Genomic DNA, 18,164 nt, shown 5'->3' on the forward strand with positions numbered 1-18,164 from the left:
TGTCGATTCGCCGAACCAGGTGATGAATGGTCCGGTGGTGGGCGACGATGCCCACACAGCCAAGGCAGCCGTGGGATTGCCGGCGATGTACCGACATCGGCGACAGCCCCTCGGCACGACCGGTCTGGCCGGGATCTTCGCCGGCTGATCGCTGCCCGTACGGGACATGAAGCTAGCGGCCGAATCCATGAATCCCGTGGGGCGATGTTTGCGAAAACGTATGAATACAACCCCACACCCCGCCCATGACCCGGCTCTACTGTCTCTGGGCGCCGCTGCCGCCAATCTGTGTGCCACCAGTGCGGCCAGTCCGAGCCTCGTCATTGCCGACCGAATTCGGGGCCGACGGTCAAGAGCGCCCACTACGGTACGAAACATGGTGGATTTCGCCCTGCGGTCCTGTGGACTACGTGGCCACGCAACGTTCGCTCCGGACGAACCGGAGCTGGCCGCCCGCCTGCATGTGCAGACGCCGGTCGGTGAGGCGTGGCGATGCCTGCGGTGCGAGACATTCGTCGTCGGTGCGCCGCGGGGGAAGGGACCCGCGGAATCGGCCCCTGAAGTGCCCCGTGGCCGGCTGTTGCGCGACCGCGTGCTGATGCGGGTGTTGGCCGTAGAGCGCGTTTTCCGGTTCCTGCTGTTGGCCGCGATGTCCTACGGTGTGTTCCGGGTGCGAGCGGCCCGGGTGCATCTGCGGGACATGTTCGAGAAGGACCTGCCATTGCTGCGGCCGCTGGCGGACCAGATCGGCTGGAATCTCGACAGCTCCAAGATCATTCGGCACATCAACGATGCGTTCACGATGTCGAGCAGCACCCTGCTGCTGATCGGGATCGGCATTGCCGTGTACGCGTTGATCGAGTTGGTGGAAGCCGTTGGGCTGTGGGGGATGTGGCGGTGGGGCGAGTACTTCGCGGTGGTGGCCACCAGTTTCTTTCTGCCGCTGGAGATCTACGAGTTGACCGAGAAGGTCACCGCCCTGCGGTTGGCGATGTTCCTGGTGAACGTCATTGCGGTGCTGTGGTTGTTGTGGAGCAAGCGGCTGTTCGGGCTCAACGGCGGTGGCGCGGCGTACCGGCAGGAACACGAGACGGAGAGTCTGATGAGTGTCGAGCGCGCGGGATCGGCGACCGCCGCGGCCTGAGTTATCCGGCGAACTGTTCCCGGAGTTGTTCGCGCAGTGCCTGTTTGGCGATCTTGCCGTTGGTCGTGAGGGGCAGCGCGTCGACGAAAACGACGTGGCGGGGGCGTTTGAACGCCGCGATGCGCTCTCGTACGTGCGTGACGAGATCGTCGGCGTCGGGCTGGGTGTTGGCGGTGGCCACCACGACCGCGCAGATCGCCTCGCCCCAGTACGGATCGGGAACCCCAACGACCGCAACCTGATCCACGTCGGGATGAGACGACAGCACGTCTTCGACTTCCCGGGAGGACACGTTCTCGCCACCGGTGATGATGATGTCCTTCAGTCGGTCGGTCACCACGAGTCGGCCCTCGTCATCGAGATACCCAACGTCGCCGGTGTGCAGCCAGCCGTCATCGGTCGTGGGCGTGTCGGGCCAGTACCGGACTGCCACCTGGTCGCCACGAACCAGGATTTCGCCGGTCGGTGCGATCCGGATCTGTACCCCGGCGTGGGGCCGGCCGGCCGTGGCGAGCAGGGCGGTGTCACCAGCGGCGCCTGCACGGTGGTCCTCGGGGCCGAGAAACGTGACATTGCCACCGGTTTCGGTCATTCCGTAGCCCTGGTGGAATCCGACGGTGAGGCGGCCCAGGGCACGCCGAAGCAGGTCGGCAGGGATGGCCGACGAGCCGTAGGCGATGTCCCGCAACGACGGCAGGTCGGTGCCGGTCTCGTCGAGATGAGCTAGCAGGCTGTGCAGCATGGTCGGGGCCAGTGAACACGAGGTCACCTGGTACCGGTTCACCGCGGCGGCGAAGGCTTCGGGCCGGAATGCCGCCACCGGCAGCACCGTCGACTGTGCGCCGTGGTGCACCAGCATGTTGTACCCGGCGATGTGGCACATGGGGAACGGCAGCAGATACACGCCGCCCGGACGGACCGACCTGCCGGCGATGCTGCCCCGGACCGCCGTGGTGATCGAACGGTGCGTGTGCACAACGCCTTTCGGTGTTCCCGTGGAGCCGCTGGTGAACAGCAGCCAGACCGGGTCGTCCGCGTCCGGCTCGTCGGGCACGGGCCATCGTGTCGATTGCGTTGCCGCAGTCCACTGTTCGTCGTCGTCGAACGAGATCGAGTCGGTCCGGCTCAGCGGTTCCAGATAGCGGGCGTCACCCAGGACCAGGGTGGGCGCCGCAGTGGCCAGTTGTGCGGCATGTTCGTCGGCGCTGAGCCGTTGATTGATCAGGACGAGGATGCAACCGGCGCGGGGCACCGCGTAGTAGAGCGTCGCGTAGTCGGGGCCGTTGTCGGCGATCACCGCGACCCGGTCGCCGCGGGTGGTCCGGGACGCGATCCAGCCCGCGGCAGCCGTGATCGCCCGGTCGAATTGCGCGAACGTCGAGACGGTGCCGTTTTCGGCGATGATGGCCGGACGATCGGGCGCAACCGCGGCGGCGCCGGACACCAGGTGATGGAGCAATTCACCGTGCCCCACAACGCCTCCCGTGTCTCGGCCTGAGTATCCGCCACACGCTACCAGCCCAGGTCGCGGATACTTCTCCGTCCCAAGGGTTTTGGCCGGGGGATCTCAGTCGGTATGGGCGGCGAGCACGACCTTCCCACGGACGTGACCGGCCTCGACCATGCGGTGCGCGTCGGCAACCTTCGACAACGGCAGCACCTGCGTCTCCGGCGGCCGGATCGCACCCTTGGCGCACAGCGCGGCCAACTTCATCAGGTGCTGAGGCTGGCGCTGGACCGCGATCATGTTGGAGACGACCCGCACCCCGCGTTCGGCGGCGCGGGCCACCCGCTCCTCGTCGGCGCGCGAGATGAGCGTCTCGATCTCGACGTAGCTCCCGCCGGGCGCCACCAGTTCTTCGGCGTGCGGGAGCAGCGTGTCCAGGCCGACCGCGTCGAGTACCTGATTCACGCCCGACGGGGCCCAGGCGCGCAGCGGCGAGACGACGTCGCCGGCCCGGTAGTCGATGGCCAGTTCGGCGCCGAGTTCGGTGACGTAGTCGAAGTTCTTCGGGCTGCAGGTCACCGCGACCCGCGCACCCAGCGCACGGGCGATCTGGATGGCGATACTGCCGACGCCACCGGCGCCGCCGTTGATCAGCACGGTCTGGCCGGCCTGCAGCTCACCGGCATCGACCATGCCGCCGTAGGCGGTGCTACCCGCCACCGGCAGACCCGCGGCTTCGGCGTAGCTCCAGCCCTCCGGTAGCGGCGCCAGCAGTTCGGAGGACGCGAGACAGTATTCGGCGTACGTGCCGTCTGCCCCGTTGCGCTGATTGGACATCCCGAAGACCTGATCGCCCACCTGCCAGCGGGTAACTCCCGGCCCGACAGCCGCGACGACACCGGCCAGGTCGAAGCCAAGCACGAACGGGAAGTGGTAGTCGATGTAGGCGGAGAGCTTGCCCTCGCGGGTCTTCCAGTCCGCCGGGTTGACGCTGGTGCAGGCGATCTCGACCAGCACCTCGTCGGCACCGGGAACCGGGGTGGGCAACTCGGCGGCGTGGAGCACATCGGGGCCGCCGAACTCGGTCAGCACCATTGCTTGCATTGTGTTCGGCGGGGGAGCGGTGTGCGAGGTCATCATTCGGTCTTAGTCCGCCTGCAGGGCCCGTGGAAGGCGGGTTCCCACTTGGTGACACCCGAGTTGAGCCGGTCTGTCGGGATTGATTTTGGTGACCGGCGGTCCGAGTTCGGTGGGGGACAATGGGGAGGCCGACTGGAACGGGGGACGATCCATGCCCTACTCGGTGTCGCAGGTGATGAATTCCGATCCGGAATCGCTGCTCACCGCGTCGCTCGACGCGCGGGCCGCAGCCCAGCGCGTCGATGCTCAGATCGACCGGGCACGAACACGATTTGCCCACCTCGCCGACGACTGGACCGGCACAGCCGCCGATGCCGCGCAGAAGCAGGGCCGCGAATCACTCGACGAGCAGACCACCTATCGGGACCACCTCTACGCCGTGGCCAAGCCTTTGGCGGCGGGCGGCGCGCAGCTCACCGAGCTCCGGGCAAACTTGAAGAAGACCGTCGATGCCGCGCAGGCGCAGTGGGACGTCGCCGACGACGGTGGGGTCACGCCCGGATTCTGGCTGCGTTGGTATGCGAGGGTCTCGCCGGTCCAGGCGCTGCAGATCGCGGCCAAACGCATCGAGGTCGAGAACGCGATCAAGCTGCTGCTCGCGAAATTCGAAGCGGCCGACCGGGACACCGGCCATCAAATTCGCAAGGTCGGTTGGGAGTTGGCATGACCGCACCGTTAACCGTCGTGGTGGCGTCGCTGCGGGAAACCGCGACGGAGCTGGAGGACCTGGCGAGCGGCCTGTCCAACGACGGTGGCGGTCCCCGGCTCTCGGCCGACGCTGAGCCGGTAGCGGGACTGGACAGTGGCCAGGCGTGCCGAGAGGCAGGCGACGCGTTCCTGCGGCGCGCACAATCGCTGGGGCAGGGCATGTCCGCGTTCGCAGGCAAGCTCGATTCGGCTGCCTACCTTTACGAGCACGGCGATCACGCGGCCGCCGAACGTATCCCGTTCGACGTGCCGGAACCGAAAGACGAACGGATCGGCGACGATCCCGGCGAACCCGGATACGACCCCGTCAACAAGTACGAGGACGCTCTGCGCATAGCGGGGCTGCTGGACGGAACCAGCGGCCGGTACTACCGCGAGTGGCTGCAGAACGCGGCGAAAAAGGGTGTGCCGCCACAGGTGATCGTCGACATCGCTCGGCAGCAGCACATCACGCCGGCGAGTTTCGACGTCCTCAAGGGCATGGAGCGCGTCGTCGACAACAACCGGACGAGCAGCGATCCCAGCGACGACAACACCTACTTCCTGCTGCCCGCGGGGACGAGTGCCGACGCTGCCCGCCGGGCCGCGTTGATGACGTACATCCTGAACGCGGGCACCGGTTACACAAAGGGAAATCCGAACACAGACTTCGCCGAGACGCCGTACACCGCGAACGAGGTGCAGCGCATCCTCGACCGGCAGTCGGCGAATTCCTGGAGTTACGAACAGGTTCCGCGACTGGCGGGCAGTGGCGGGCGCTTCGCGGCCACGCCCAACGGGATGCTCATGGGGCTCGGTGGCGGCTTCGTGCAGAACCAGCTGAGCCAGCAGGGCGGGTCCACCTACGGTGACGTCTTCCTGATCAACATCGATCATCCAGCGGACGCGAGCGACCAGCTTCGCAAGATCATCGGGTCAGGTCAGATGTGGTACGACGGACCCGGCGGCGCACGCCAACAGGACATGGACATCGACCGCATCTTGCATCATGAAGAGCGGCACTCGGAACAGTGGGCCGCATTGGGGCCGGCCGAATTCGCCAAGCAGTACGCGATCAGTCTGGGGGCCGAAAGGCTCACCGGCCGTCGCAATCCGTTCGAGACGAACGCCGGCGCTTCGGACGGCGGCTATTCATGATTCGTCGAATGCTCTGCCTAGGTGTCACTTTCGCGACTCTGATGGCATTGTGCGCTTGTGATCCGCTCGGGAAACCGTCGCTGCCGGTTCAGTTCGGGGTCCGGGTGACCGACGGACAGCTGCGGCTCTGGACCGGATCGCCATGCCGTGGCACGACGGCAGTCAACGTCACCTTCAACATGGATCGACCGGACAAGGCGGAGTTGAAGCTCGAGGCGACGCCCTTACCGGAAGTTGTTGGTTCACAAAAGGCTCCGCCGAATCCGGGTACCGAAGTGGAGTACTTCACCGTCGGCGGACCGTACCCGGGATTCGACGTGGTCACTCAACTACCGGCCGGATTCGATTGGCGCACTGCGGACACCGTGTTCATCTTCCCGCAGGCCCCACAGGCATTCGGAGCCACCAGCAAGGTGGGTGAGGCGATAAAGGAATCCGACCGGCATCCCGCGGATACCTACTGGTTCGAGGGGTTCGGTTGGCTCAATCCTCAGGACATCGCTGCTCAGGACGGCAAGAAGTTCCTGACGCTCTGTTCACGCGACCCCGCTCAAGGTCGCCAGCTACCAAGGGTTTTCGGCGCTCGCGTCACCGACGGCACGCTGCGGATCTGGCCCGGCCAATACTGCGGTCCTGTGGACAACGTGATGCTGACTTTCCAGCCCGGTCAGGCCGATCTCGTGCTGGCCGCCGACCCGCACCAGGCAACCCCATTCGACTCCTTGACCGCCACCGGACCGTATCCCGGCTTTGCGGTGGTGCGGCCCTTGCCCAGCGGATTCGACTGGCGGACACAGAAAACGGTGCTGCTGCGGGTCTATCGCACCAACGGCGATCCGTGGACCACGACCACCGACCTCGGTCCGGCGGTCACCGAATCGGGCCAACATGCGCCGGACACCTTCTGGTTTGAGGGATTCGGCTGGCTGAGTCCTGCTGACATCGCCGCAAAGGACGGCAAGGAGCTATTGACCGCGTGTGCGCCGGAGCCCCAGCACCGGTGACATGTCGACGTCAGGTGCCTCATGTCTTCGACTTGGGCGCACTCAGCGGCTAATGTCCGCGGAATGGCGCCACTGACAGACGATGTCGCCCGACTGCTCGACGAGCGGTCGGGCCGGGTCGTCGTCGGTCTGACCGGGCCGCCGGGCGTTGGTAAATCGACGGTGGCGGCGCGGGTTGTCGACGAATTCAATTCCATGCAGCGCGATTTCGCCGCCCTGCTGCCGATGGACGGTTTCCATCTGTCCAACGCGCAGCTCGCACGGCTCGGCCGAAAAGGGCGTAAGGGCGCCCCGGACACCTTCGATGCGGCCGGCTTTCTGGTATCGCTGGCTCGGGTGCGCGACGCCTACCAGAGCGCTGATGTTTATGTGCCACAGTTCGATCGGGCGCTCGAAGAGTCTGTCGCAGCGGGCCTGGTGGTCCCGGCAGCGGCGCGGCTGGTCGTCACGGAGGGCAACTACCTGGCGCTGTCGTCTCACAACTTTTCCGGTGCGCGGCAGCTGATCGACCGGCTGTACTACCTGAAGGGCGCTGACGAGGTGCGGCGGAAGCGACTGCTCGCACGCCACATCGCCGGCGGGCGGAGCCTGATCGCGGCCGAGCATTGGGTACGAGCGGTCGACGAGCCGAACGCGGAGCTGATCGCCGAGACCGAGGGGCTGTGTGATCGCACCTGGGGCATGGACGACGGTGATCGGTCATGAGCGCGCCGTCTCCGCGGTCCGACGCCGGTACGCCGATGGTGATTCCCCGCTGAACTGGGTGAAGCAGCGAGTGAACGCACTGAGGCTCTCGAAGCCGACCGCCGTGGCGGTGGCTTGCACAGATTGCCCCGGCTCCGTCAGCAACGCCATCGCCCGGAGCATTCGGGCGTTGAGCAGGTAAGTGCGCCAAGATAATCCGATGGACTCCTGGAACAGCCGGCGTAACGACCGCTGCGATACCGAGACCGCACGGCTCACCTGTTCGGCCGTCGCCGACGTCAGATGTTCTTTGGTGTAATCCATTGCCGCGGCAACGATCGGGTGCTCGGCAGTCGGCAGACTCAGCGGTGCTTCGTGGTCCAACGCTTCCGACACGAGATGCGCCAGGGTGCGAAAGAATCCGTCCGAGACGATGTCGCCGTGTGCCCGGTTGATGGGCCACCGCAGCGCGTAGATCATCATCTCGCGGATCAGCGGGGATACGGCGATGATGCGTGCTCGATCCGACCGGTCGGCGATCAGGCTTGGATCGAACATCACGGCGACGGTCTTCACATCCGGGTTCATCACCGCCTGATGGGGTAGGCCCGCCGGTATCCAGGCTGCCTGTTGCGGCGGCAGTAGGTAGTGGGCGACATCCGTCTCCACCTCGACCAGGCCGTGCAGCGCGTACTCGATCTGGTGCACCTCGTGTGAGTGCCAGCCGGTGATCAGGGCGTCGCCCTCGTAGAGGTAGCTGCCGCCGAGCGCGTGCCCGCCGCGGCGCAGCTCGATCACCGGCCGCGCGGCCATTTTGGCCGTTCGGGATAAACCTCTGTCCGAAAGTGCAGAGACGGTCACGCCTCTAGACGGTACTACTGAGGTATGCAGACCGACGCCTTGATCCTGGTGAGCATTGATGACCATGTCGTGGAACCCCCTGACATGTTCGTCAACCACGTGCCGGACAAGTACAAGCCCGAGGCGCCGATCGTCGTCACCGATGACAAGGGCGTCGATCAGTGGATGTACCAGGGCCGCCCCCAAGGTGTGAGCGGACTCAACGCTGTGGTGTCCTGGCCGGCCGAGGAATGGGGCCGCGATCCCGCCGGCTTCGCCGAAATGCGCCCCGGCGTGTACGACGTACATGAGCGGGTGCGAGACATGAACCGCAACGGCATCCTCGCCTCGATGTGCTTCCCGACCTTCACCGGTTTCTCCGCCCGGCACCTCAACATGCACCGCGAAGATGCCACCCTGGTGATGGTCTCGGCCTACAACGACTGGCACATCGACGAATGGGCCGGGTCGTACCCGGATCGGTTCATCCCCATCGCGATCCTGCCGACGTGGAACCCCGAGGCGATGTGCCGTGAGATCCGCCGGGTGGCCGCCAAGGGCTGCCGGGCCGTGACGATGCCCGAGCTGCCGCATCTGGAAGGCCTGCCGAGCTACTTCGACGAGGACTACTGGGGTCCCGTGTTCCGGACGCTGTCCGAGGAGAACGTGGTGATGTGTCTGCACATCGGCACCGGCTTCGGCGCGATCTCGATGGCCAAGGACGCCCCGATCGACAATCTGATCATCCTCGCCACGCAGGTGTCGGCGATGTGTGCCCAGGATCTGTTGTGGGGCCCGGCAATGCGCAACTACCCGGACCTGAAATTGAGCTTGTCAAGATTTTTGTGTATGAGTGGCGGTCATTTAGTAGATGTAGGGCTCTAGTCGGTCTGGGTAGTTAAGGACGAGGGCGGCCAGTGCGTGTTTCCAGCCGACGACGATGGCGCCTTCGACGAGGCGGTCTGTCCGTTTGTTGTCGCGAGGTGCCAGTCGCTCGCGCTGACGGACGCGTTCTCGGGCCCGTTTGTCCTCGATGTTGCAGATCGCCAGCCACAAAAGCTTCACTGCCGCTTGATCGTTGGGGAAATGCCCACGGTTCTTGATGATCTTGCGGAGTTGGTAGTTCAGCGATTCGATCGCGTTGGTGGTGTAGATGATTTTGCGGACCGCGGGTGGGAACGCCAGAAACGGGGTGAACCGTTCCCAGGCCGATTCCCAGGCCCGAACTGCGGTGGGATACTTCTGCCCCCACGCTGAGCCGGCGAACTCGTGCAAAGCGGTTTCAGCAGCATCGATGGTGGGTGCGGTGTAAATGCCACGCAGTGCGGCGGCCACTGGTTTGCGATCGCCGTAGGCGACAAAACGCATCGAGGCCCGGATCAGATGCACGGTGCACGTTTGAACAATGGTCTGCGGCCACGTCGCGGCGATCGCGTCACCGAAACCGGTCAACCCGTCCACACAGGCGATGAGCACATCCTTGACGCCACGATTGGCCAGTTCAGCGCATACACCGGCCCAAAACTTCGCCCCCTCGGTGGGCTGAACCCAAATCCCCAGGACATGGCGGATACCGTCGATATCGATGCCAACGGCGATGTGAGCAGCTTTATTGCGGACCTGGTTGCCGTCGCGGATTTTGATCACCAAGGCGTCCAGATAGACGATCGGATACATCGGGTCTAGCGGTCGGTGTTGCCATTCGAGGACCTCCTCGAGCACCGAATCGGTGATCTTGCTGATCGTTTCCCGCGAGATCTCGGTCCCGATCGTGGTGGCTAGGTGATGTTCGATATCGCGGATGGTCATGCCGCCGGCGTAGAGACTGATGATCATCGAATCCAGTCCGCCCACGCGCCGCGACCCTTTGGGGACCAGCATCGGGATGAAGCTGCCGTCGCGATCACGCGGGATCGCCAGCGTCACATCACCAACCTCACTGGCCACTGTCTTGGCGCTAAAACCGTTGCGGGAGTTGGGTAACACCCGACCGACGGGATCTCCCTTGTCATAGCCCAGATGGCTGGACAGCTCGGTCTGCAGGCCTCGCTCGAGGACCGCTTTGACCATCTCCTGCAGAAAGCCACCCTCGCCGGTCAACTGCAGCTCACCGGCGTCGATCTTGGCCAGTACCTCATCGAAACCGCCCGCGGCCTTCAACTCCTCGAACGCCTGCCGGCCCGAAACCAACCGGTCCGCATCATCATCGTCTTCGCCGTCAGCGGCCTGACTGTCCTGCCGAACAACCATGGACATCATCGTGCTCCATCTGGCTCATGCAGCTCCTACACAAACCATCTGACAGGTCCCTGAAATTCGCCTTCTCCGAGGGCGGCATCGGCTGGATTCCGTTCTATCTGGATCGCAGCGACCGGCACTACACCAACCAGAAATGGCTGCGCCGCGACTTCGGGAACAAGCTGCCCAGCGACGTCTTCCGCGAGCACTCACTGGCTTGCTACGTCACCGACAAGACGTCGCTGAAGCTGCGCCACGAGATCGGTATCGACAACATCGCCTGGGAATGCGACTACCCGCACTCGGACTGCTTCTGGCCCGACGCCCCCGAGCAGGTGCTGGCCGAGCTCAACGCGGCCGGGGCCTCGGACTCCGACATCAATAAGATCACCTGGCAGAACTCCTGCCGGTTCTTCGGCTGGGATCCCTTCACGCTGACGCCGAAGGACCAGGCGACGGCAGGTGCGTTGCGCGCCAAGGCCACCGATGTCGATGTGTCGATCCGGCCGCGCGCCGAGTGGGCGCAGTTGTACGCGCAGAAGCAGATGACGCCCACCTGATCCGGCTGGATCAGGTGACGGCGGTCGTGCCCACTCGAGTCGAAGTCAGCCCCGGGTCAGTTTTGCGTAGCGGGTCACGTGGTAGTCGGTGGAGCCGTATTCGTATTGAACGGCGGTGAGCCGCTTGAAGTAGTGGCCGATGGCGAGCTCCTCGGTCATGCCCATGCCGCCGTGCAGTTGCACCGCGTTCTGGCCGATGAACCGTGCCGCCCGGCCGATGGTGGCCTTGGCTGCCGAAACCGAACGCGCCCGGGTGTGCGCGTCGGCCTCCAGGTTCAACACCGCGAGGTAGACCGCGGACACGGACTGCTCGAGCTCCATGTGCATGTCGACCATGCGATGTTGCAACGCCTGGAAGCTGCCGATCGGCTGGCCGAACTGTTGGCGCTGCTTGGCGTATTCGACGGTGTCGGCCAGCACCTTTCGCATGTTGCCGACGGCTTCGGCGCACACGGCGGTGGCGCCTTCGTCGCGGGCCTGGGCGATCGACGGCCAGGCCTCGCCTTCGGCGCCGAGAAGTGCATCGCCCGGCAACCGGAGTTCGCGCAGCTCCAGGTCGGCTGCGCGACGGTCGTCGACGGTGCGATAGCTGTGCAGGGTGAGCCCGGCGGGCAGTGTCGTGACGTCGACCAGGAACAGTGAGATGCCGCCTGCTGTCTGCGCGGTGAGCAGCAGGTGGGTGGCGACCGGCGCATTCATGACCATGATCTTGTCGCCGGAGAGCACCCAGTCGTCACCGTCGCGGGAGGCAGTGGTCTGAATGTCCTGCCACCGGTCGCCGCTTTCGGCTTCGGCGGCGGCGAACGCGACAATCGCTGTGCCGGAGGCGATTTCCTCCAATATGGGACCGGCGGCCGCGCTGCCGGATCGCAGCAGCAGGCCGGCGGCGACCACCGCGGTGTCCACGTAGGGCTCGATGACCAGCGCGTGCCCCAGTGCTTCGGCGATCAGCATGACCTCGACGGGCCCGCCGCCGATGCCGCCGACGTCCTCCGGCAGAGCGGCGCCGAGAATGCCGAGTTCCTCAGCGAACGAGTGCCAGATGTCGGGCTGCCAGCCGGGGCCGGATTTGGCTGCGGCGCGGCTGGTTTCGAGGTCGTATCGGCCGGCCAAGAACTTGGACAGGCCGTCGCGGAGCAGTTCCTGTTCCGCGGTGAAGGTGAAGTCCATCTACAGCCCCAATTCTGCTTTGGCGAGGATATTGCGCTGAATTTCGTTGCTGCCGGCGTAGATCGACCCGGCACGGTCGTTGAAGTACCGCAGGGGCGCGACCGCCTGCCATGGCTCGCCGCTGACGTAACCGTCTGGGGGAGGCGCGAACTCGGCGACCGGCCCACCTGGGCGCGTGGCGTGCGGTTGGTACGCGCGGCCGCGCGGGCCGGCGGCCTCCATGGCGAGTTCGGTCAAGGTCTGGCTCAACTCGGTCGAGAGCACCTTCAACATCGACGACGCCGCCCCCGGATGTCCGCCGCCGGCCAGTGCGGCCAGTACGCGGTATTCGAGGATCTCGAGCACCTCGGTGCGGATTCGCGCGTCAGCGAGCTTGCGGGAGAACGCGGCATCGTCGAGTAGCAGGCCACCGTCTGGGCCCGGCGCCTGGGCCGCGGCGGTGGCGATCTCGTCGGCCAACACCTGCAGACCCGGGGCGGCGGCGCCACCACCGCGCTCGAACTCGAGCAGATACTTCGCGACGGTCCAGCCGTCGTCGATCTGGCCGATGACGTTGCTCTTGGGTACCCGGACCTCGTCGAAGAACACCTGGTTCTGGACCTCTTCGCCGGACGTCATCACCAGCGGGCGGATCTCGATGCCCGGCGTGCTCATATCGATCAGCACGAAGGTGATGCCCTGCTGCTTCTTGCCGGAGCGGGTGGTGCGCACCAGCGCGAACATCCAGTTGGCCTCGGTGGCGTGGGTGGTCCAGATCTTGCTGCCGGTACACACCAGGTCGTCGCCATCGGAAACGGCAGCCATGGTCAGGGCGGCCAGGTCGGATCCGGCTTCGGGCTCGGAGTAGCCCTGGCAGAAGAAGACCTCGCCGGTCAGGATGCGGGGCAGGAAGTAGTCCCGCTGTTCCGTCGTGCCGAACCGGACGATCGCGTGGGCCACCATCCGGATGCCCATCGGGGACAGGGACGGCGCCCCGGCCAGGATTGATTCCCGGCTGAAGATGTAGTGCTGAGTCAGGCTCCAATCGCAGCCGCCGTATTCGACCGGCCAGGCCGGCGCGGCCCAACCGCGCTCGTGGAGGATGCGCTGCCAGGCCAGGCTCGCGTCGTGATCGCTGTAGACGCTGGTCATCAGGCGACCGGCCTCTTGGATCTCCGGTGTCAGGTTTTCCTGCAGAAACGTGCGTACTTCATCACGGAATGCCAGATCGCTGGCCGACCAATTGAGGTCCATGCAGACTCCTCTGTCGCTTGGGCTGATAGCAGCCTAGCAACAAAGAAGTGAACTTAGTTAGCGATGTGGGTTCAGGTAGTGGTCGTGGGCTCCGCGGTGTTCGTCTGTCGCGTCGACGCGCCGACCATGAAGGCGAGGTGATGATCGAGTGATTCCGCGGTGACGATCGCCGGCATCAGTACGCGCCACTGTTGGGCGAATCGGTCCCGGAGGTCTTGGCCGTCGGATGCGGCGCTGGACATCAGCTCGGCGCCGAGGATCCAGGCCACCAGAGTGTTGGCGACATCGGCAGGGTTCGCGCCCGGGCGGAGGTCGCCGTCGGTTTCAGCCCGTTTGATGTCCGAGGTGAACTGATCGACGAAGTTGACGTAGCTGTGCCTCGCGGTCGGGTTGAACCCCGCGAACGTGCGCAGCAGTTTGGTTCCCGCTTGGGCGGTCCGGTTGGTCGAGAGCAGGTCACTCGTGGTGAAGGTGCCGACGATCAGCGACTCCATCGCAGTGTGTTCCGAGTCGCGCGCGGACTGGAAGACGTTGTGCAGCAACACCATCGCTTCTTCGATGATGACAGTGGCCAGCGCTTCTTTGGAATCGAAGTGGTAGTAGAGCGCGCCTTTGGTCAGTTCGGCGCGTTCTATGATGTCGGCCAAACCGGCGGCGGGGTAACCGATCTCGTTGATCAAATCGACAGCGGAATCGATGATCTTTCGTCGGGTCACTTCGGATCGCGGCTGGCGCCCCATTCGTCGATCACCTTCCGTCAGCGCGCGTTCAGTGGCAAGCCCCCCGGATCATCCTAAGGGTCCCATAACCTCGGCCGTTGATGGTGTCGTTCATTCTGAGAGTATGTAAAGTAGCCGAACGGCGAAATCGACCCCTGGCTGTCGGATTGTTGTAACTCGCTGACACTCAACTCAGGGAATTCAAGTTGGATTGGGACGCAGAAGTTGACGTGCTGTGCATCGGCGCCGGTATCGGTGGCCTGGCGACAGCCATTGCCGCGGTCGATGCTGCCGCAGACGTGATGGTGACCGGAGCACTGCTGCGCGCCGACGACGGGCGCTGGGTGCGCGGCGACGAAGTCCGCTGCGCCACTTTGGGCGCCGTCCTCGATGCACGGATCGACGCGTTCGGGGTGCCGCGAGGCGTTGCCGACGAGGAGCCTGAGCCGGAATCCGGCGACGCCGGCGAATCCGGCGAATCCGGCGAGGTCCATCCGGCCGAGCCGGTCGCCGACCAGCAGCTCGATGTCACCGCCGTCTATTTCGCCGCGGTGACCGCCGAAGTAGATGCCGACGTCAGCGCGCAGCCATCGAATGGTCGGTCAGTGCCGACCCGCACGGTGCGCGAGCTGACAGAGTCCGAAACGCACAGCCGCAGCATCGAGACGTTCTTCGGCGCGGGGCTCCTAGACTGGGCTCGGGTGTGCCTGGGTTCTGCCACCGGGGCGCTCTACAGCACGGTTCGCGGCTGGACCGCGGAGACCCTCCGAGACTCGTCGGGCACGACGCTTCGGCTCTCTTCCCTCGGCCCCATCGAATGGAACGCCGGCGATGGACTGGACGAACTGTTCGACTGGCTGGCGGCGGCTGCCGCTGAGCGTGACATCGCGGTCAGCTCGGACAGCACGCTTGAGTCCCTGCTCTTCGAAGACCGTCGCATCATCGGAGCGGAGCTGAACACGCCCGATGGGCTGTACTTCGTACGGGCCCGCCACGGTGTGGTGATTTCACCCGATTTCACGAATGTGGGCGCGCCGGCGGAGAATGCCGCCCCACCCGCCGGGGCTCTCGAGGTCTGCATCGTGGGCCACCCCGCCAGCAGGTTCGCCCGCGTGGAACTTGTTGCGCGGTAACGCTGTTCGGTGTCACATCTCGCTGGCGAACCGGACCGGCACGCGGCCTTTGCGGTACAGCGTCGCCATCTGATCGCTCGGTAGCGGCCGCGACAGCAGGAACCCCTGCGCTCTGTGGCAGCCATGACGCAGCAATGTCGTTGCGGCAGCCTTGGTTTCGACACCCTCGGCGACGATCTGCAGACCGAACGAGTCGGCCAGTGCGATGATCGCCCGGACGATCGCCAGATCGCCAGGGTTGGAGCCGAGGTCGGTCACGAAGCTGCGGTCGATCTTGAGGATGTCGACGGGCAGCGACTTGAGGTGGGACAGCACGCTGTATCCGGTGCCGAAGTCGTCGATCGCCAACCGCACCCCGGTTCTCCGGAGGTCGGCCAGTGTCGCGCGCGAGGACTCGCTGTCCTGGACTACGACATTCTCGGTGATCTCCAGGCAGACCGATCCGCGGTCGAGGCCGAATTCGTCGAGGATGTCGGCCACCGACTCGGCGAAGCCGTCGGTGACCAGTTGGACCGGGGAGACGTTGACGCGCAACTCGAAATCGTCGCGATCATCGGCCGCATCAGTGCCGGCCGTGGCTGCCCGGAACTCGTCACGCCATCGCGCGAATTCGCGGCATGCTGTGCGCAGCACCCAGCGGCCCAATTCGCCTGCCAGGTTGATCGATTCGGCGATACCGATGAAGGCGGCCGGGGGGAGCAGTCCGCGGGTGGGGTGGTCCCATCGCACGAGTGCTTCGGTGGCGAGCAGTTTCCCGGTGCGCATGTCGATTTCGGGTAGATAGTTGAGCAGCAGCGCACCGTTCTCGATGACGTCCTGCAGATGCAGCTCGATGTCGTTGCGGTAGGCCGTTTCCAGGGACATCGCGTTGGTGAACACCGCGACGCGATCCCCGCCGGAGGACTTCGCGCTCAGGACTGCCTGGTCGGCCCGGCGCAGCAGGTCGGACGAGTTGTCGGAGCCCGGCGTGCCGGAGGCGACGCCGACACTCACTGCCCGCGTGAGGCGTTCGCCGTCGATCCACACCCGGCGCCGCAACGAGTCCTGGAGCTGATAGGCGAGTGCCTCGGCCTTGCTCGCGGATATCGGTTCCGCCGGGACGACGACGAACTCGTCACCGCCGAGCCGGGCGATCACCGTCTTGCTGTCGACGCCCTCGGTGAGGCGCTGGGCGAACACCCGGATGAATGAGTCACCGGCACTGTGCCCCAGGTAGTCATTGATGGCCTTGAGCCGGTCCAGGTCGAAGAAGAGGGCGGTCACCGGCCCGGGTTGTCCCTGCTGCAGCCGGGCATCGAGGTGGGCGATGAGAGCACGGCGGTTGTTGAGTCCGGTGAGGTCATCGTGTTCGGCCAGGTATCGAAGCTGCTCTTCGGCCAGTACCCGAGATTGGGCCTGGGTCAACAGCGAAGCGATGGCCTGAAGCGCATTGATCTCTTCGGTGAGCCATTCGCGGTTGCCGTACTTGACGAACCCGAGAGCGCCGGTGGTGCGCTCGCCGGACACCAAAGGCGTTGCTGCCAGTGATATCTGGGAAACGTTGCGATCCGCCTCGATACGGCGCTGGTAATCGTCGGGTTCCGGGTCGGGGCGCACGATGAGCGGTGTCTTGCGATGTTCGGTTTCCGCGAAGACCGGATCGGCGTCGGCGAAGTACACCACGCGCAGGGGGTCGGGGTCCGGAATCTCTGGCCGCACTGGCCATTCCGCGACGAGTATCGAGGCACCGATCTCATGGTCGTTGCGGCGCAGAAAGCTGACGTCGACGCCGAAGTAGTCGACCAGGATCTCCAGAACGTCCGTGTACACCTTGGTGTTGTTGGTGGAGTCCGCCGCCATCAAACGCGTCGCCACCTCTGTCACCACGCGATCCAGTGAAGGGGGAGATTCGTCGATGGACATGAGGCGTTCAGCTTAACCTGCGCTGTCCTCAGAGACGGTGCGCCGGCCGCCTCGCGGCTGGCGTCCGGGGCTGCCTTCAGCTGGCGGCCAACGTGGTTGATATCTGGTCGATCTCGTGCAGCGCCTTCGTAATCTGCTCTGGTTGAGAATGATTGACCATGGTCCTTCGGTCCCACCACATCATCTTGGTGCGGTAGCGCTCGTCGGGGTACGGCGTGGCCGGAATCGGCGCCACCACGCCACCACCGGACTTCCACAACTCCAGGACGTGCTGGGCTGCCGTGGCCATCACGAACTGCACGCCCATGATGCTGGTCGCGTGGTAGGCGGTGCGGGCCAGGAGGTGGGTGATGGCGTGTTGGCTCCCCCGATTGTCGGACACCCAGGCCGTCTTCATCTCCATGACGCCGAAGGGCACCCGATCGTTGATCATCTTGCGCACCATGGCCAGCCCAGGTCGGGCGGCCCATTCCATCACCGCGTGAGAGTCCTCGGCGCAGCCGAGGGGGGCCTTGGCGCGTAGTCCGCCGACCATATTGTCGTGGCGGTCCAGGACCGTCCAGAACAGCGCGGTGTCCGTGCCGTCGCGGATCGCGGCAGCATCCACGACCGCTTCGACGCAGTGCCGGCGATAACTTTGCTGAGCCGCATCGAGGTAGCGGTTCCACAGTTCTGGGTCGGTGTCGGGTTGCGACAGCACCACGGTGCATTCGGTGTCTGGGTCGGACCAGACGACGTTTTCGGCAAAGCGAATATCGACGTTGGATTCGTATTCGACATACTCCACCGACATCGTTGCCCCATTCGTTTCCGGCAGTCACTGCAACTTCAGTTGGCAGTCGGTTGCGGTAAACGCATCTCGCGCGGACTGCATTCCTGAATTCAGTATCGGGGTTGTTGGGGTCCTGCATCCAGCTAGTGGTGAAACGTTGTCTGTCGTCCTTCGGGGCGCCGAAGAATTGGCCAAAACGATTGTGCTGGTGCGACGGATGTTGGCAATCCCGAATATCTGTGTTTTTGCAGGTTAACGCAGACGGTACGTGGATATGGCGAACTTTGGCCAGCTAAGTAGGAGACATTGGCCCAAAATCTGTGCATTGTGCCG

At 64.9% G+C, this 18,164-nt stretch carries 15 protein-coding genes and 2 pseudogenes; 8 read left to right on the top strand and 9 right to left on the bottom strand.

All coding sequences use genetic code 11. The features are described 5' to 3' along the window. Window positions 1-376: 376 nt before the first annotated feature. Window positions 377-1,144, top strand: a complete 768-nt coding sequence (locus ACNO8X_RS12895) for a DUF2127 domain-containing protein (RefSeq protein WP_418005596.1) — start codon at window positions 377-379, stop codon at window positions 1,142-1,144. A gap of 1 nt (window position 1,145) precedes the next feature. On the opposite strand, the gene ACNO8X_RS12900 is transcribed toward ACNO8X_RS12895, so the two are convergent. After that, window positions 1,146-2,618, bottom strand: a complete 1,473-nt coding sequence (locus ACNO8X_RS12900) for an AMP-binding protein (RefSeq protein ID WP_418005597.1) — start codon at window positions 2,616-2,618, stop codon at window positions 1,146-1,148. A gap of 93 nt (window positions 2,619-2,711) precedes the next feature. Continuing rightward, window positions 2,712-3,686, bottom strand: coding sequence for an NADP-dependent oxidoreductase (locus ACNO8X_RS12905; protein WP_418005598.1), 975 nt, complete (start codon window positions 3,684-3,686; stop codon window positions 2,712-2,714). A 196-nt stretch (window positions 3,687-3,882) separates the two neighbouring features. On the opposite strand from ACNO8X_RS12905, the gene ACNO8X_RS12910 reads away from it, so the two are divergent. From ACNO8X_RS12910 to ACNO8X_RS12925, 4 genes are all read left to right on the top strand, one after another. Beyond that, window positions 3,883-4,398, top strand: a complete 516-nt coding sequence (locus tag ACNO8X_RS12910) for a WXG100 family type VII secretion target (protein WP_418005599.1) — start codon at window positions 3,883-3,885, stop codon at window positions 4,396-4,398. After that, on the top strand, window positions 4,395-5,576 hold the full coding sequence (locus tag ACNO8X_RS12915; RefSeq protein ID WP_418005600.1) for a type VII secretion target: 1,182 nt from the start codon (window positions 4,395-4,397) through the stop codon (window positions 5,574-5,576). Before ACNO8X_RS12910 ends, ACNO8X_RS12915 begins: the two co-directional genes overlap by 4 nt. Before the next feature lie 104 nt (window positions 5,577-5,680). Continuing rightward, complete coding sequence (locus ACNO8X_RS12920) at window positions 5,681-6,580, top strand: hypothetical protein (protein WP_418005601.1); 900 nt, start codon at window positions 5,681-5,683, stop codon at window positions 6,578-6,580. A 63-nt stretch (window positions 6,581-6,643) separates the two neighbouring features. Continuing rightward, window positions 6,644-7,285, top strand: a complete 642-nt coding sequence (locus ACNO8X_RS12925; protein WP_418005602.1) for a nucleoside/nucleotide kinase family protein — start codon at window positions 6,644-6,646, stop codon at window positions 7,283-7,285. Here ACNO8X_RS12925 and ACNO8X_RS12930 read toward each other — a convergent pair. Beyond that, window positions 7,280-8,125, bottom strand: coding sequence for an AraC family transcriptional regulator (locus ACNO8X_RS12930; protein ID WP_418005603.1), 846 nt, complete (start codon window positions 8,123-8,125; stop codon window positions 7,280-7,282). The genes ACNO8X_RS12925 and ACNO8X_RS12930 overlap by 6 nt on opposite strands. Window positions 8,126-8,149: 24 nt before the next feature. Between ACNO8X_RS12930 and ACNO8X_RS12935 the strand changes: the two are divergent. After that, window positions 8,150-8,941: pseudogene (locus tag ACNO8X_RS12935) on the top strand (amidohydrolase family protein); the annotation flags it as partial. Window positions 8,942-8,968: 27 nt separating this feature from the next. On the opposite strand, the gene ACNO8X_RS12940 reads toward ACNO8X_RS12935, so the two are convergent. Continuing rightward, on the bottom strand, window positions 8,969-10,354 hold the full coding sequence (locus ACNO8X_RS12940) for an IS256 family transposase (RefSeq protein WP_418002018.1): 1,386 nt from the start codon (window positions 10,352-10,354) through the stop codon (window positions 8,969-8,971). 59 nt (window positions 10,355-10,413) lie between these two features. Here ACNO8X_RS12940 and ACNO8X_RS12945 point away from each other — a divergent pair. Continuing rightward, a pseudogene (locus ACNO8X_RS12945) lies at window positions 10,414-10,902 on the top strand (amidohydrolase); the annotation flags it as partial. A gap of 45 nt (window positions 10,903-10,947) precedes the next feature. Here ACNO8X_RS12945 and ACNO8X_RS12950 read toward each other — a convergent pair. From ACNO8X_RS12950 to ACNO8X_RS12960, 3 genes are all read right to left on the bottom strand, one after another. After that, complete coding sequence (locus tag ACNO8X_RS12950; protein ID WP_418005604.1) at window positions 10,948-12,072, bottom strand: acyl-CoA dehydrogenase family protein; 1,125 nt, start codon at window positions 12,070-12,072, stop codon at window positions 10,948-10,950. Then, on the bottom strand, window positions 12,073-13,305 hold the full coding sequence (locus ACNO8X_RS12955) for an acyl-CoA dehydrogenase family protein (protein WP_418005605.1): 1,233 nt from the start codon (window positions 13,303-13,305) through the stop codon (window positions 12,073-12,075). Window positions 13,306-13,376: 71 nt separating this feature from the next. After that, a complete protein-coding gene (locus ACNO8X_RS12960) occupies window positions 13,377-14,045 on the bottom strand; it encodes a ScbR family autoregulator-binding transcription factor (RefSeq protein ID WP_418005606.1) in 669 nt (222 codons plus the stop codon). A gap of 185 nt (window positions 14,046-14,230) precedes the next feature. Here ACNO8X_RS12960 and ACNO8X_RS12965 point away from each other — a divergent pair, with 185 nt between their 5' ends. Continuing rightward, window positions 14,231-15,157 carry a hypothetical protein gene (locus ACNO8X_RS12965; RefSeq protein WP_418005607.1) on the top strand — a complete coding sequence of 309 codons (927 nt, stop codon included), beginning with the start codon at window positions 14,231-14,233 and terminating at the stop codon, window positions 15,155-15,157. A gap of 12 nt (window positions 15,158-15,169) precedes the next feature. Here ACNO8X_RS12965 and ACNO8X_RS12970 read toward each other — a convergent pair whose 3' ends face one another. Both ACNO8X_RS12970 and ACNO8X_RS12975 read right to left on the bottom strand, forming a co-directional pair. Then, window positions 15,170-17,059 carry a putative bifunctional diguanylate cyclase/phosphodiesterase gene (locus tag ACNO8X_RS12970; RefSeq protein WP_418005608.1) on the bottom strand — a complete coding sequence of 630 codons (1,890 nt, stop codon included), beginning with the start codon at window positions 17,057-17,059 and terminating at the stop codon, window positions 15,170-15,172. Window positions 17,060-17,135: 76 nt separating this feature from the next. Further along, entirely contained in the window at window positions 17,136-17,852 is a 717-nt protein-coding gene (locus ACNO8X_RS12975; protein WP_418005609.1) for a hypothetical protein, read from the bottom strand. Between the last annotated feature and the right edge of the window lie 312 nt (window positions 17,853-18,164).

It is taken from the genome of Mycobacterium sp. PDNC021 (assembly GCF_048282635.1).
Classification (GTDB): Bacteria; Actinomycetota; Actinomycetes; order Mycobacteriales; family Mycobacteriaceae; genus Mycobacterium; species Mycobacterium llatzerense.

Bases quoted from the DNA above. Each gene is read 5' to 3' on its own strand.
- ACNO8X_RS12895 (WP_418005596.1), top strand. From the start codon at position 377: ATGGTGGATTTCGCCCTGCGGTCCTGTGGACTACGTGGCCACGCAACG.
- ACNO8X_RS12905 (WP_418005598.1), bottom strand. From the start codon at position 3,686: ATGGTGCTGACCGAGTTCGGCGGCCCCGATGTGCTCCACGCCGCCGAG.
- ACNO8X_RS12910 (WP_418005599.1), top strand. From the start codon at position 3,883: ATGCCCTACTCGGTGTCGCAGGTGATGAATTCCGATCCGGAATCGCTG.
- ACNO8X_RS12915 (WP_418005600.1), top strand. From the start codon at position 4,395: ATGACCGCACCGTTAACCGTCGTGGTGGCGTCGCTGCGGGAAACCGCG.
- ACNO8X_RS12925 (WP_418005602.1), top strand. From the start codon at position 6,644: ATGGCGCCACTGACAGACGATGTCGCCCGACTGCTCGACGAGCGGTCG.
- ACNO8X_RS12940 (WP_418002018.1), bottom strand. From the start codon at position 10,354: ATGGTTGTTCGGCAGGACAGTCAGGCCGCTGACGGCGAAGACGATGAT.
- ACNO8X_RS12950 (WP_418005604.1), bottom strand. From the start codon at position 12,072: ATGGACTTCACCTTCACCGCGGAACAGGAACTGCTCCGCGACGGCCTG.
- ACNO8X_RS12955 (WP_418005605.1), bottom strand. From the start codon at position 13,305: ATGGACCTCAATTGGTCGGCCAGCGATCTGGCATTCCGTGATGAAGTA.
- ACNO8X_RS12960 (WP_418005606.1), bottom strand. From the start codon at position 14,045: ATGGGGCGCCAGCCGCGATCCGAAGTGACCCGACGAAAGATCATCGAT.
- ACNO8X_RS12970 (WP_418005608.1), bottom strand. From the start codon at position 17,059: ATGTCCATCGACGAATCTCCCCCTTCACTGGATCGCGTGGTGACAGAG.
- ACNO8X_RS12975 (WP_418005609.1), bottom strand. From the start codon at position 17,852: ATGTCGGTGGAGTATGTCGAATACGAATCCAACGTCGATATTCGCTTT.